This is a genomic window from Cupriavidus sp. 05L411 (genome assembly GCF_056398045.1).
This window is the reverse complement of record NZ_JBFTOQ010000003.1, coordinates 24,985-38,510: the sequence shown is the minus strand read 5'-3', so window position 1 is coordinate 38,510 and position 13,526 is coordinate 24,985. Positions and strand designations below refer to the sequence as shown.

General features: G+C 66.1%; 13 protein-coding genes. 7 read left to right on the top strand and 6 right to left on the bottom strand.

The window, feature by feature from the left end:
• Positions 1-118: 118 nt before the first annotated feature.
• Complete coding sequence (locus tag AC1DQR_RS04180; RefSeq protein ID WP_416050234.1) at positions 119-322, bottom strand: CsbD family protein; 204 nt, start codon at positions 320-322, stop codon at positions 119-121.
• Positions 323-401: 79 nt separating this feature from the next.
• Complete coding sequence (locus AC1DQR_RS04175; RefSeq protein ID WP_416050233.1) at positions 402-983, bottom strand: hypothetical protein; 582 nt, start codon at positions 981-983, stop codon at positions 402-404.
• A gap of 255 nt (positions 984-1,238) precedes the next feature.
• Here AC1DQR_RS04175 and AC1DQR_RS04170 point away from each other — a divergent pair, with 255 nt between their 5' ends.
• On the top strand, positions 1,239-1,790 hold the full coding sequence (locus AC1DQR_RS04170; protein WP_477132577.1) for a YcnI family copper-binding membrane protein: 552 nt from the start codon (positions 1,239-1,241) through the stop codon (positions 1,788-1,790).
• Between the two features lie 88 nt (positions 1,791-1,878).
• Here AC1DQR_RS04170 and hslU read toward each other — a convergent pair whose 3' ends face one another.
• From hslU to AC1DQR_RS04150, 4 genes are all read right to left on the bottom strand, one after another.
• Positions 1,879-3,210, bottom strand: coding sequence for an ATP-dependent protease ATPase subunit HslU (gene hslU, locus AC1DQR_RS04165; RefSeq protein WP_477132576.1), 1,332 nt, complete (start codon positions 3,208-3,210; stop codon positions 1,879-1,881).
• 92 nt (positions 3,211-3,302) lie between these two features.
• Entirely contained in the window at positions 3,303-3,839 is a 537-nt protein-coding gene (gene hslV / locus AC1DQR_RS04160; RefSeq protein ID WP_006162714.1) for an ATP-dependent protease subunit HslV, read from the bottom strand.
• Between the two features lie 242 nt (positions 3,840-4,081).
• Positions 4,082-5,068 (bottom strand): tripartite tricarboxylate transporter substrate-binding protein, encoded by a 987-nt coding sequence (locus AC1DQR_RS04155; protein WP_174426043.1) that lies wholly within the window; start codon positions 5,066-5,068, stop codon positions 4,082-4,084.
• Positions 5,069-5,396: 328 nt separating this feature from the next.
• Positions 5,397-6,296, bottom strand: a complete 900-nt coding sequence (locus tag AC1DQR_RS04150) for an alpha/beta fold hydrolase (protein ID WP_416050230.1) — start codon at positions 6,294-6,296, stop codon at positions 5,397-5,399.
• A gap of 147 nt (positions 6,297-6,443) precedes the next feature.
• Here AC1DQR_RS04150 and AC1DQR_RS04145 point away from each other — a divergent pair, with 147 nt between their 5' ends.
• The 6 genes from AC1DQR_RS04145 (at position 6,444) to AC1DQR_RS04120 (ending at position 13,511) form a co-directional block, all read left to right on the top strand.
• Entirely contained in the window at positions 6,444-6,965 is a 522-nt protein-coding gene (locus tag AC1DQR_RS04145) for a Fur family transcriptional regulator (RefSeq protein WP_477132575.1), read from the top strand.
• Between the two features lie 101 nt (positions 6,966-7,066).
• Complete coding sequence (locus tag AC1DQR_RS04140) at positions 7,067-8,164, top strand: CobW family GTP-binding protein (RefSeq protein ID WP_477132574.1); 1,098 nt, start codon at positions 7,067-7,069, stop codon at positions 8,162-8,164.
• A gap of 587 nt (positions 8,165-8,751) precedes the next feature.
• Positions 8,752-9,171 carry an RNA polymerase-binding protein DksA gene (gene dksA / locus AC1DQR_RS04135; RefSeq protein WP_006164034.1) on the top strand — a complete coding sequence of 140 codons (420 nt, stop codon included), beginning with the start codon at positions 8,752-8,754 and terminating at the stop codon, positions 9,169-9,171.
• 266 nt (positions 9,172-9,437) lie between these two features.
• Positions 9,438-10,736 (top strand): zinc metallochaperone GTPase ZigA, encoded by a 1,299-nt coding sequence (gene zigA, locus AC1DQR_RS04130; protein WP_416050228.1) that lies wholly within the window; start codon positions 9,438-9,440, stop codon positions 10,734-10,736.
• Complete coding sequence (locus AC1DQR_RS04125) at positions 10,726-11,193, top strand: hypothetical protein (protein ID WP_477132573.1); 468 nt, start codon at positions 10,726-10,728, stop codon at positions 11,191-11,193. The genes zigA and AC1DQR_RS04125 overlap by 11 nt, the downstream gene beginning before the upstream one ends.
• 167 nt (positions 11,194-11,360) lie before the next feature.
• On the top strand, positions 11,361-13,511 hold the full coding sequence (locus AC1DQR_RS04120) for a TonB-dependent receptor (protein ID WP_477132572.1): 2,151 nt from the start codon (positions 11,361-11,363) through the stop codon (positions 13,509-13,511).
• The last annotated feature ends 15 nt before the right edge of the window (positions 13,512-13,526 follow it).

Below are 13,526 nucleotides of genomic sequence, written 5' to 3'. Positions count from 1 at the left end.
GGGATGCGGGTGCTAACCGGCCGGCTACGATCCTTCGATCGTGCCGGCCGCCACTTTGGCATTGCATCGCAACATGCACCAGCGTGCTTACGAATGCTTACCTGTCTTACGCTTCTCTTTACCAGCGTGAATCACGCTCCCACGCCTTCATTTCCTCTTCCACGCGCTCCTTGGTGTAGCCATAGCGCTCCTGGATCCGGCCGGCAAGCTGGTCGCGCTTGCCCTGGATCTCGGTAAGGTCGTCGTCGGTGAGCTGGCCCCACTTTTCCTTGACCTTACCCTTGGCCTGGTCCCACTTGCCTGCGATCTGATCCCAATTCATGGTCGTTTCCTCTGTCGTGGATGGGTGACATGCCGACTTGGCGCGCTGGCGCAACCTGCTGAGCCAGCGCGCAGGCCAGTTACTTGGCGTACTTGGCCTTCACGTCAGCCTGGCACTTGTCCTTGGCGTCGCCGGACAGTGCATCGCACTTTTGCTTGTCAGCCTTGTAGGCGGCGTCCACGGTGTCCTTCTTGGCGTCAGCGCGCGCTTCGGCTACGTCGGTGCTGGTGCCGGTAGCGGCAGCCTTCTCGACCTTGGCCGAACCCAAGGCCTGCTCATGGGCAACCTTGGCTTCCTTCACGCACACATCCTTGTCATTGCCCTTAGCGTCATCGCATTTTTCCTTGGCCACGCTGTAGTCGGCATCGGCCTTGACCTTGTCCGCCTTGGCGCGCGCCTTGGCCGTGCCATCGCGGGTCGCTTCGGCGTTAGCCTTGGCCACGTCCTCGTCGCGCTTGGCTTCCTTCACGCACACGTCCTTGGCGTTGTCCTTGAGGCTGTTGCACTGGGCCCGCGCGGCCTTGTAGTTGGCGCTGGCAGTCTTCACGGCCGCGTCGTAGTCCGCTTTGGAACCTGCGGGTGCCGCATGCGCCAGCGTGAAGGCGGCAGGGCCGGCAAACATCATCGAACACACTGCTGCGCTCAGCCATTTCTTCATCATGTCGTGCTCCTTTTTCAGTGGCGGATATTGTGGAGGGCGGTCTCGCTCTTGGCCTATGCCGGGTGCAATCCGCGTTTGCCCACACCGTATGTACAGAGTACGCATGGGCGGCTCCCACAATCAGGCGTGACGCTCCGAAAGCCGCGTAAGACAATTCCGACATGATTTCCGGGGCACACAATGCCTGCGGCCCTGCGCCGCAGGGCCGCCGACGGCCTTCGGCGCTAGACTGACGCGCTTCCCAGGAGAATTCACATGACCGCATCCCGCCTGCTGCCCGCAGTGACCGTCGCGCTGGCCTCGCTTGGCGCAAGCTGGACGCCCGCCGCGTTCGCGCACATCGTGTTCGAGCAAAAGGCCGCGACGGCAGGCAGCTACTTCAAGGGCGCACTGATGGTGGGCCATGGCTGCAACGGCAGCGCCACCCGCGCCATCACCGTGACCATCCCGGAAGGCGTGCAAGGCGCCCATCCGCAGCCCAAGGCAGGCTGGCAACTGGAAGTGAAACGCGCGCCGCTGGCCAAGCCCTATGCCTCGCATGGCAAAACCGTGAGCGAGGACGTGCGCGCGCTGCGCTGGTTTGCCGGCTCGCTGGCCGACGCACATTTCGATGAGTTCGTGATGCTGATGAAGCTGCCCGAGCAGGCCGGCAAGCTGTATTTCCCGGTGGTGCAGGAATGCGAGGACGGCCGCACCGAATGGACGCAGATCCCCGCGGATGGCCAGAGCCTGCGCGAGCTGAAGACGCCGGCGGCAGAGCTGGAGCTGACCGCGCCGATGCCGGCGGGGCATGCGCACGCGCACTGAGTGGGCGTATTGCAAAACGACAAAGGGCGCACCGAAGTGCGCCCTTTGTCGTTAGATGCCGCTGGATGCCGCTGAACCGGGTTAAGGCTTACAGCACGTAGCGCGACAGGTCCTCGTTGCCGGCCAGGTCGCCCAGGCGCTCATCCACATAGGCCGCGTCGATGGTGACCGTCTCGCCCGATGACTTGGTGGCGTGGAAGGACAGGTCCTCCAGCAGCCGCTCCATCACGGTGTACAAGCGGCGCGCACCGATGTTCTCGACCTTCTCGTTGACCGAGAAAGCGATCTCTGCAAGGCGGCGGATGCCATCCGGCGCGAACAACAGCTGCACCTGCTCGGTGTTCAGCAACGCCTGGTATTGCTTGGTCAGGCTGGCGTCGGTCTGCGTCAGGATGGCCTCGAAGTCGGAGACCGACAGCGATTCCAGCTCGACGCGGATCGGGAAGCGCCCTTGCAGCTCGGGGATCAGGTCGCTCGGCTTGGACAGGTGGAAGGCGCCCGAGGCAATGAACAGAATGTGATCGGTCTTGATCATGCCGTACTTGGTATTCACCGTGGTGCCCTCGACCAGCGGCAGCAGGTCGCGCTGCACGCCCTGGCGCGACACTTCCGCACCGCCCACGTCGCTGCGGCTGGCGATCTTGTCGATCTCGTCCAGGAACACGATGCCGTTCTGCTCGACGTTGGCGACAGCCTTGTGCTTGACCTCTTCGTCATTGAGCAGCTTGGCGGCTTCCTCGTCGATCAGCAGCTTGAAGGCTTCGTGCACCTTCATCTTGCGGCGTGCCTTCTTGCCCTGGCCCAGGCCGGCAAACATGGTGCGGATCTGCTCGGTCATGTCTTCCATGCCCGGAGGACCCATGATGTCCATGTTCGGCGAGCCGGCGGCGACCTCAAGCTCGATCTCCTTGTCGTCGAGCTGGCCTTCGCGCAGCTTCTTGCGGAASACCTGGCGCGTGTTSGARTCCTTKTCCTCGGGCTGATTGAAGCCGATATCGCGCGGCGGCGGCAGCAGCACGTCGAGCAGGCGGTCCTCGGCAGCTTCCTCGGCCTTGGCGCGCACCTTCTTCATTTCGGATTCGCGCGCCTGCTTGACCGCCATCTCCGCGAGGTCGCGCACGATGGTGTCCACGTCGCGGCCGACATAGCCCACCTCGGTGAACTTGGTGGCCTCGATCTTGATGAACGGCGCATCGGCCAGCTTGGCCAGGCGACGGGCGATCTCGGTCTTGCCGACGCCGGTCGGCCCGATCATCAGGATGTTCTTGGGCGTGATTTCCTGGCGCAGGGGTTCTTCCACCTGCTGGCGGCGCCAGCGATTGCGCAGCGCAACCGCTACCGCCTTCTTGGCCTTGTTCTGGCCGATGATGTGCTTGTCGAGTTCGGAAACAATTTCCGACGGGGTCATGGTATGCGACATGGTATCCGTTCAGAGGAAGACGACGGACCGGAGCGGTGCGGCATCCGGGCCCAGGCGGCCGCGCGTCAGGTCATTGCGCGGCCGGCCGACGCTCATTCCAGCGTCTCGATGACGAAATTGGTGTTGGTGTAGATGCAGAGCTCGCCGGCAATGCCCAGCGACTTCTCGACGATGTCCTTGGGCGAGAGCTCGGTGTTCTCCACCAGCGCCTTGGCGGCCGACTGGGCATAAGCGCCGCCCGAGCCGATCGCGGCCACGCCGCCTTCGGGGTCGAGCACATCGCCGTTGCCGGTGATCACCAGCGTGGTGTCGCGGTCGGCGGTAATCAGCATGGCCTCGAGCCGGCGCAGCGCGCGGTCCGAGCGCCAGTCCTTGGCGAGGTCGACGGCGGCGCGGGTCAGGTTGCCCTGGTACTTCTCCAGCTTGGCCTCGAAGCGGTCGAGCAGCGAGAAGGCATCGGCGGTGCTGCCGGCGAAGCCAACCAGTACCTTGCCGTTGTAGATGCGGCGGACCTTGCGGGCAGTGCCCTTCATCACAATATTGCCGAGTGTGACCTGGCCGTCACCGCCAACCGCAACCTGGTTGCCGCGCCGGACGCTGACGATGGTAGTGCCGTGATACTGTTCCATGATGGCTTCGCGAGAATATGTCAGGGAGGTAGGTGGCGACGGCTGCTGTGAATTCAAGGGCCGCCGCAAGCGGCTCTGCGTGCGCATCCGTTGCCGCACCGAAGGCAACCAGAACAATATAGACGAGGCGGCGTTGGCTGCGCGCGGCCAACGCCGCTAAAAGACAAAAGGCCACGCATTGCGCGTGGCCTTTTCACCGTCCGCAGGCGGGTGCCAGCGGACGAGCCGGAGTTTGCGTCCGGTCAGTCTGCGTAGACGCCAGCCTTCTTGATCACCGGGGTCCACTTGCCGATTTCCCCGGCCAGGAAGACCTTCAGCGATTCCGGCGTGGCGCGCTGCGCGGGCACGGCTTCGGCGCCCAGCTCAGCCATCTTGGCGCGGAAGTTGGGGTCCGTCACAGCCTTTTGCAGCGCTGCCGAGAGCTTGTCCACCACCGGCTTGGGCGTGCCCTTGGGCGCGTACATGGCGTGCCAGATCTTCACTTCGACGCCCGGCAGGCCTTGCTCGGCGGCCGTCGGGATGTCCTTGAAGGCTTCCACGCGGCGGCTCTGCATGGCGGCGTACGGCTTGAGCGCGCCCGCCTTGAGCTGGCCGGCGATATTGGTGGTCTGGTCGCACATCAGGTTGACCTGGCCGCCCAGGATATCGGTCAGCGCCGGCGCCGTGCCCTTGTAGGGCACCGTGGTCAGGTCGGTCTGGATCGCGCTCAGGAAGAGCAGGCCGCACAGGTGCGAGGCCGAGCCGATGCCCGCATTGGCCAGCGACAGCTTGCTGGCATTGGCTTTGATATAGGGCAGCAGTTCCTTGAAGCTGGAGGGCGGCAGGTTCTTGTTGCCGACCATCACCATCGGCACGTCGGCGATCTCGCCCACGGTTTCGAAGTCCTTGAGCGGATCGAAGCCAAGGTTGCGGTACAGCGCCGGCGCGGTGGACATGCCGATATGGTGGACCAGGATGGTGTAGCCATCACCCTTGGCCTGCGCAACCTTCTTGGCGCCGATGGTGCCGCCAGCGCCGCCCAGGTTCTCGATCACCATCGTGGTACCCAGGTGCTTGGACATGATCATGACCAGCTCGCGCGAGACCTTGTCGGTAGGGCCGCCTGCGGCAAAAGGCACCACCACCGATACCGGCTTGCTGCCGGGGAATTCCTCTGCTTGCGCGCCCGCATGCACTCCCATCACGCCGACCGTCAGCGCGGCAGCCACAAACTGTGCAACTCGTTTCATGCTATCTCCTGGATACCCTTCTATTCCCGTCCCGACACTGCCCCGGCCGGAGCGGCGCGCCCTGTCGGACGCTGCCATTCCTGCGCTGCCGGCCCGATCCGGGCGGCAGCGCCGACCATGACGCGGGCACAGCGCATACGGCCGCGGCGGCTTCGGCCGCGCGACCGGAGCGCAATGCTATCAATGTCGAAAAGTGGCAAATATCCGGAATAACCCGCTAAGACATTTCTTCGCAAAGGTACGCTAAATGTATCGAACTCGACGCAGCCTTCGGGAATCGGTGCTCAACGCGATAACCCCAGGAGACCAACGAAAGACCAACGAAAGATCAGCAGAAGAAGCCGAGCATTTCCTCCTGCAGCACCCCGGGCGCCTCCTCGGGGATGTAATGCCCGCAGGGCACCGCGCGGCCGCTGACCTCGCTCGCCACCTCCTGCCACAGCGACAACGGCTCGAAACAACGCGCCACCACGCCATGCTCGCCCCACAGCACGCGCAGCGGGCAGTCCAGCCGGCGGCCATCGGCGCGGTCCGCCCGGTCATGGTCCAGGTCGATGGTGGCTGCCGCGCGGTAGTCCTCGCACATGGCGTGCACGTGGGCCGGATCGCGCATGGCGGCGGTGTAGGCGGCCATCGCCTCGGGCGCGAACGGGCTCAATCCGGCTTGGCGCAAGCCCATCAGCTTGTTGAGGTAGAACTCGGGCTCCGCGTTGATCAGCGTTTCCGGGAACGGCGCCGGCTGGATCAGGAAGAACCAGTGCCAGTAGGCGGCGGCAAATGCCATGCTGATGCGCTCGTACATGGCCAGCGTGGGAGCGATGTCCAGCAGCATGGCGCGCGTGACCCGGCCTGGATGRTCCGCGATCAGCCGGTGCGCCACGCGCGCGCCGCGGTCATGGGCACATAGTGCGAAGCGGTCGAAACCCAGCTGCGCCATCACCGCCACCTGGTCCTGCGCCATCGCGCGCTTGCTGTAGGTCTCAAAACCGGCCTTGCCCGGCGGCGCGCTGCTGCTCCCATAGCCGCGCAGGTCGGTGGCGATCACGGTGAAGCGGTCGGCCAGCGCGGGTGCCACCTTGTGCCAGATCAGGTGGCTCTGGGGATGGCCATGCAGCAGCAACAGCGGCGGCCCTGAGCCACCGCGCACGCCGGCGATCCCCACGTCGCCGATATGCAGGCGAAAGGGCTCGAAGTTGGGGAACAGCAGGGCGCTGGCGTCGTTCTGCATGTAGTGTCTCCTCGGGTCTCGGGGGCCTGCTGGCGATAATAGACGCAAACCGCTGGCGCGACGGGGCGCGGGCCGAGGATGGCCGCCAGGGCACCGAGTTGACGCAACTGAATTGCATCACCCGGGGCGCTATGGTTAAATCGGTCCATGAGCAGCAGCCCCTCCCCCACCCAGGCCATGCCTGGATCCGCCATGCCCCCCACGCCGGCCATCCTGGACGCGGCCCACGAACGCCTGCGCGAGCTGGGCGCCCGTGTGACCCAGCCGCGCCTTGGCATCCTGGCCTGCCTGATGGAAAGCCATGAGCCTCTGACCCACCAGGCCGTGATCGACCGCATGCCGGCCGATGGCGAAGCGATCGACCGCGTGACCGTGTACCGCGTGCTCGACTGGCTGGTCGAGCAAGGGCTGGCCCAGAAACGGGCCGGCCACGACCGGGTCTTCCGCTTCAGCCTGGTCGAGCATGAGGCCGCGCGCGCGCAGGTGCACCGGCAGCACAGCCACTTCCATTGCAACCGCTGCGACCGCACCTTCTGCCTGGACGGCGTCAGCGCCCCGGCGCAAGCCGCGCCCAAGGTGCCGAGCGGCTTTGCCGTGGAGCATGTGGAGCTGACCGTGAATGGCGTTTGCGCCGAATGCGGCGCACGCACCCCTGGCAAGCATGGCTGAGCGGCGTCACCGCCCGCTCGCCAGATGAACGAACAAGTTACCCAAACCCGACTTATCCCGCGCACGACAGGCCAAAGCGGCATCCCTTCCCGGAGAAAACAATGTCCAAACTGATCCCGGTCACGATCCTGACCGGCTTCCTCGGCAGCGGCAAGACCACCCTGCTCAAGCGCATCCTSASCGAGCAGCACGGCATGAAGATCGCCGTGATCGAAAACGAGTTCGGCGAAGAGAACATCGACAACGAGATCCTGGTGCAGGATGGCCGCGAGCAGATCGTGCAGATGAGCAACGGCTGCATCTGCTGCACCATCCGCGGCGACCTGGTGGCAGCGCTGTCCCAGCTGATGACCCGCCGCGACGCCGGCGAGATCGATTTTGACCGCGTCGTGATCGAAACCACGGGCGTGGCCAATCCGGGTCCGGTGGCCCAGACCTTCTTCATGGACGACGAGATCGCCCAGCGCTACCTGCTGGACGCCGTGATCACCCTGGTGGACGCAAAGCACGCCAACCAGCAGCTCGACAAGCAGGAAGAAGCGCAGCGCCAGGTTGGCTTTGCCGACGCCATCTTCATCACCAAGGCCGACCTGGTGCCGGAAGGCGAGATCGCCGACCTGCGCCACCGCCTGCTGCACATGAACCCGCGCGCGCCCGTGCGCACAGCGCATTTCGGCGAAGCGCCGATCGACACAATCTTTGACCTTCGGGGCTTCAACCTGAACGAAAAGCTGGAAATCGACCCGGATTTCCTGCGTGCCGAGGCCGAAGAGCACGATCACGACCATGCGCACGAGCACGCTCATGGCGACCACTGCGCCGATGACTGCGGCCATGACCATCATGACCACCATGATCACGGCCATGATCACAAGCACGACCACCACCATCACCACCACCACACCGACCGCATCGGCTCGTTCGTCTTCCGCAGCGAAAAACCCTTCAATTACGCCAAGCTGGAGGAATTCCTGTCTGGCATCCTGTCGGTCTACGGAGAAAGCCTGCTGCGCTACAAAGGTGTACTCTATATGGACGCGGTGGACCGGAAAGTGGTCTTCCAGGGCGTGCATCAGCTGATGGGCAGCGATATCGGCGCAAAATGGGGCGATGAAACCCCCGGCACCAAGATGGTCTTCATTGGCGTGGACCTCCCCAAGGACGCCATCCTGAAGGGCCTGGCCACCTGCCTGGCCTGAAGCCGACGGGCAGCGCCGCCCGCCCTGCCGCCCCCCTCGTCGGAGGGGGGCCGGGATATCAGGGAAAACTCCCCGCTTTTCTCCCATATCTCCAAATTTTTTGTTCAAGTACAATAGGCTGGATTTAGTGCGGGTAACGTAGCCTTTTGTCTTTTGGCAATGGGCGATTGGCGATGGCGCCCGCAATGCAGGGCGGCGGTCGTCGTCAGCATGAGGCGGGCTGCCGGCAGGTGCGGTCGCAGTGCTTCATGCGGAGACCGCCCTCCGCTTGGGGCACCCGTCACGCGCCGTCATCGATCGACGCGAGAGAGAGGTGTCCCATGGTAGCCGCAACGAAAACGAAACAAAGCCGCAGCAAAAGCAGCAGCGCTGCGGCCGAGACGCTGAAGGCGCAGTCCATGGAGGCTGCGCCTGCTCCCCGCGGCAGTACGGCGCACGCCGGTGCGGGCGAGGCCAAGGGAGGCACGCACAGCAGCCAGTCTGCAGCCAGCCAGAGCGAAACCTCCGCGCCGCGCAAGCGGCCGGACACTGCACCCGAGCGGACCAAGACGCCGCCGGTCGCACCAACAAGAGAATCAGCAGCAACCATGAGCAGCAATAAACTTCTGACTGAAGCTGAAATCCTGAAGATGGGCGACAAGGATTACATGAACGAAGCGCAGCTCGGCTTCTTCAAACATCGCCTTGAGCAGCTGCGCGACGATATCCTGAAAAACGCCGACCAGACCACCGAGCACCTGCGCGAAACGGTCATCGTGCCGGATCCCGCCGACCGCGCCACCATCGAGGAAGAGCACGCGCTGGAACTGCGCACGCGCGACCGCGAGCGCAAGCTGCTCAAGAAGGTCGAGCAATCGCTGGCCCGCATCGAGTCCGGCGACTACGGCTGGTGCGAGGAAACCGGCGAGCCGATCGGCGTGCCGCGCCTGCTGGCCCGGCCCACCGCCACGCTGTCGCTGGAAGCCCAGCAACGCCGCGAACTGCGCCAGAAGCTGTTCGGCGACTGATTCCGCGACTGCCCGGGGCTTGTCGCCCCGCGCGCCAGACGGCCCGGTTCTCCGGGCCGTTTTGTTTGAGCGGCACGACACCGCCAGGCATCGCCGCCATGCATCTTTCGCCTTTGTGGTGTCACAGGCACGGGCCTATCATTAGGAACGCCGGGATTCGTGCGGCCATCGTGCGCCCCGAATTGCCTGCTTTCCCCCCTGCTTTCTGATACAGTCGCAACTTTGTTGCAATAACGCGCGCCCCAACCCCGGCGCGACTCGATGCCATGGCCGATCGCCTGCCCGTCACCGTGCTGTCCGGATTCCTCGGTGCCGGCAAGACAACCCTGCTCAATCATGTTCTGGCCAATCGCGAAGGCAAGCGGGTGGCCGTGATCGTCAACGACCTGGCCGACGTCAACATCGACGCCCGCCTGCTTGGCGACGGCATGCTGGCGCAAGCTGGCGAGCGCCTGATCGAGCTGACCAATGGCTGCATCTGCTGCACGCTGCGCGAGGACCTGCTGACCGAGATCGGCAAGCTGGCGCGCGAGGGCCGCTTCGATTACCTGCTGGTCGAGTCGACCGGGGTCGCCGAGCCGCTGCCCATCGCGGAGACCTTCACCTTCGAGGATGAGCAAGGCGTGGCGCTGGACACCGTCGCCCGCCTGGATACCATGGTGACGGTCGTCGATGCCGCGCACTTCCTGCAAGACTTCAACGAAGCCGACTTCCTCCAGGACCGTGGCCAGGCGCGCGACGAGGACGACGACCGCACGGTGGTCGACTTGCTGATCGAGCAGGTCGAGTTCTGCGACGTGATCGTGCTCAACAAGCTCGACCTAGTCAGCGAGGCCGAGCGCGAACGCCTCGCCGGCATCCTGCATTCGCTCAACCCGCGCGCGGCCATCGTGCCGGCCAGCTTTGGCAAGGTACCGCTGGAGAGCATCCTCGACACCGGCCGCTTTGACTTCGACGCCGCCGCCGCCGCCCCGGGCTGGCTGGCGGAACTGCGCGGCGAACACGTGCCGGAGAGCGAAGCCTACGGCATCGGCAGCTTCGTCTACCGCCGCCGCCGCCCCTTCCATCCGCAGCGCTTCGCCGACCTGATCCATACCGAGTGGCTGCGCGAGCATGGCAACGTGCTGCGCTCCAAGGGCTTCTTCTGGCTGGCCACGCGCATGCATGCGGCCGGCACCTGGGGCCAGGCAGGCGGCGTATGCCGCCACGGCGGCGCCGGCGCCTGGTGGGCCGCGCTGGATTCGTCCGAATGGCCGGAAGACGAAGCAGGCCGCGCCGAGCTCGAAGCCGATATGACGGTGGATGGCAAACCCGCGCCCTTTGGCGACCGGCGCCAGGAGCTGGTGCTGATCGGCCAGGACCTTGACCGCCCCGCGCTCGAAGCGCTGCTGGACGCCTGCCTGCTGACCGACGCGGAAATGGCTGCTGGCCCGCACGCCTGGGCGCAGTACACCGACCCGTTCCCGAGCTGGGACGACGGCCTGGGCGATGACGGCCACGAGCATGGCGACGACTGTGGTTGCGATGACCACGACGGCCACGATCACGGCGGGCATGGCCACTGACGCCGTTCGGCCCTGGCAGCGCCTGCAGCGCCGGCGCGAGCGCGGCCTCGGCCTGTGGCCGGCGCTCTGGCTGGCGCTGTGCCTGCTGCTGGCCCAGCATGCCGGGCTGACACACCGTATTCATCACGGCGGGCTGCTCGGCCCGACGCTGCAGGCTGCCGCCAGCAACGGCGAGGCTGCCCTGCCGGTTACCAGCGCCGACGACAACGAAATCCAGGTCACCGATAGCGCCCGGGCCGATCCCGACCTGCCGCTCTCGCTCAAGCTGGCGGGGCACTTCTGCGTCTTGTTCGACGGCGCCACGGTGGCCGCCAGCCATTGCGGCACGCCGGTCATGCCGGCGCTCACGCACCTGCAATCGCCGGTGCCGTTCAGCGTGGGCTGGCGCCGGCCCGACCTGCAACATCCCCAGCCTTTCCGCTCGCGCGCCCCTCCGGCCGTTCACGCTCTCGCCTGAACCCCGGGCCGCGGTTGCCAAGCCGCCGCCCGCCGCCTGTCGCATCGCGCCGCGCTCCTGAACGTTGCCGCCCGCCGCCGTCCCGCACATTTAGCGCCGGACGGCGCGCGGCCGGCATCCGGACGCTGGTGCCACGCGCTCGAAAGCATCCAAGAACAATGCGAGCCATGTCTTTCCGCCTCCAACAAACCCATATCCTGCGGCGCACGCCGCTCGCCGCCGTAGCGGCCCTGATCGCCTCTGCCTCCGTTTCCACAGGCGTCTTCGCACAAAGCGCCCCGGCTGCATCGACGGCTCCGGCAGCACCCGCCGCCCCGACCACGCTGCGCGAGGTGGTCATCACGGCCAACCCGCTGGGCAGCGAGCTCACCGACCTGGTGGCGCCAGTCTCCACCCTCAGCGGCGATGCCCTTGCCGTGCGCCAGGGCAGCACGCTGGGCGACACCCTGGACAAGCTGCCGGGTGTGTCCTCAAGCTACTTCGGCCCGAACGCCAGCCGCCCGATCATCCGAGGCCTGGACGGCGACCGCATCAAGGTGCTGCAGAACGGCGGCACCACGGTCGACGCCTCCACCCTGTCCAACGACCACGCCGTGCCAATCGATCCGCTGGTGGCCGAGCGCATTGAAGTGGTGCGCGGCCCCGCCGCGCTGATGTACGGTGGTAACGCCATCGGCGGCGTGGTCAACGTGATCGACAACCGCATCCCGAAGGAGCCAATCCAGGGCATCGGCGGCGCGGTGGACGCCAGCGCCACCGCCGGCGGCGACAGCGCGCGCAACGCCAGCGGCCTGCTCGAGGCCGGCAATGGCCAGATCGCCATCCATGCCGACGCCTTCGCCCGCAAGACCAGCAACCTGCGCATCCCCGGCTACGCGCGCAGCGCCAGCGTGCGCAACAGCCAGCCGCTGCCGGAGGGCGAAAGCGAGGCCTACGGCCGCCTGCCCAACAGCAACGCGCAGCAGTCGGGCGGCTCGCTGGGCGGCGCCTACACCTGGGCCGACGGCTTCGTCGGCGCCAACTACAGCGAGTACCACAACGAATACGGCACCCCCGCCGAAGACACCGTGCGGCTGCAGATGCGCCAGCAACGCTTCGCGCTCGAAGGCGAGGCGCGCAACCTGGCCGGCAACACCGGCGGCTTCATCGAGTCGGTCAAAGGCAAGTTCAGCTACACCGACTACGAGCACAAGGAAATCGACGCGGGGCAGACCGGCACCATCTTCAAGAACAACGGCTGGGACGCACGCTTCGAGGCCAAGCACGCGCGCATCGGCAACATGACTGGCGTGATCGGCACCCAGTTCGGCTCGACCCGCTTCTCGGCGCTTGGCGAGGAGGCCTTCGTGCCGAGCACCGACACCGACAACGCCGCGCTGTTCATCTTCGAGGAAATGCCGCTGACCGCCAGCGGCGACCTCAAGCTCAACCTGGGCGGCCGCATGGACCACACCAGCGTGAAGGCGCAGGCCAACGGCAACGACCGCTTCTCCGACGCCAGCCGCAGCTTCAACGCCGGCAGCGCCTCCGCTGGTCTGCTCTACAAGCTGGCGCCGGCCTGGTCGCTGACCACCAATCTGGCCTACACGGAGCGCGCCCCGACCTTCTACGAGCTGTACGCCAATGGCCCCCACGTGGCTACCGGTTCGTGGGAGCAAGGCGACCCCAACGCCAACAAGGAACGCGCAACCTCGCTGGACCTGGGCGTACGCTTCAAGTCGGGCCCGCACAGCGCCGGCCTGTCGGGCTATTACAGCCGCTTCGCGAACTACCTGGCGCTCACCAACACCGGCACCGCGCGCGACGCGGAAGGCGACTTTGTCACGCCCGGCAGCGCCGGCGCATTGCCCGTGATGCAATACATGGGCGTGCCTGCCACGCTGTACGGCTTCGAGGCCGAGGGCCGCGCACGTGTGTGGCAGAAGCTGCTGACCGGCAGCGACACAGTGGACCTGGAGGCTCGCGCGGACTACGTGCACGGCGAGAACCGCAACACCGGCCAGCCGCTGCCGCGCCTGTCCCCGCTGCGCCTGGGCGGCGCGGTGGTATACGGCGCCGGCCCGTGGGGCGCGCGCGCGGACGTGACCTACGCCGCCCGCCAGACGCGCGTGCCGTCCAACGACACGCCCACCGATGCATACACCTTGCTTGGCGTGTCCATCACGTACAAGTTCAAGATGGCGGGCACCCAGACGCTGGTCTACCTGCGCGGCGACAACCTGACCAACCAGGACGCCCGCAGCGCCACCTCGATCCTGCGCGACATTGCGCCGCTGGCAGGGCGCAGCGTCAAGCTGGGCGTGCGCACGACGTTCTAAGCAGCACCGCGGCGG

What these genes read in the sequence shown, in the direction of transcription:
- AC1DQR_RS04180 (WP_416050234.1), bottom strand. Translation starts at nt 322, where the DNA reads ATGAATTGGGATCAGATCGCAGGCAAGTGGGACCAGGCCAAGGGTAAG.
- AC1DQR_RS04175 (WP_416050233.1), bottom strand. Translation starts at nt 983, where the DNA reads ATGATGAAGAAATGGCTGAGCGCAGCAGTGTGTTCGATGATGTTTGCC.
- AC1DQR_RS04170 (WP_477132577.1), top strand. Translation starts at nt 1,239, where the DNA reads ATGACCGCATCCCGCCTGCTGCCCGCAGTGACCGTCGCGCTGGCCTCG.
- hslV (WP_006162714.1), bottom strand. Translation starts at nt 3,839, where the DNA reads ATGGAACAGTATCACGGCACTACCATCGTCAGCGTCCGGCGCGGCAAC.
- AC1DQR_RS04155 (WP_174426043.1), bottom strand. Translation starts at nt 5,068, where the DNA reads ATGAAACGAGTTGCACAGTTTGTGGCTGCCGCGCTGACGGTCGGCGTG.
- AC1DQR_RS04145 (WP_477132575.1), top strand. Translation starts at nt 6,444, where the DNA reads ATGAGCAGCAGCCCCTCCCCCACCCAGGCCATGCCTGGATCCGCCATG.
- dksA (WP_006164034.1), top strand. Translation starts at nt 8,752, where the DNA reads ATGAGCAGCAATAAACTTCTGACTGAAGCTGAAATCCTGAAGATGGGC.
- zigA (WP_416050228.1), top strand. Translation starts at nt 9,438, where the DNA reads ATGGCCGATCGCCTGCCCGTCACCGTGCTGTCCGGATTCCTCGGTGCC.
- AC1DQR_RS04125 (WP_477132573.1), top strand. Translation starts at nt 10,726, where the DNA reads ATGGCCACTGACGCCGTTCGGCCCTGGCAGCGCCTGCAGCGCCGGCGC.
- AC1DQR_RS04120 (WP_477132572.1), top strand. Translation starts at nt 11,361, where the DNA reads ATGTCTTTCCGCCTCCAACAAACCCATATCCTGCGGCGCACGCCGCTC.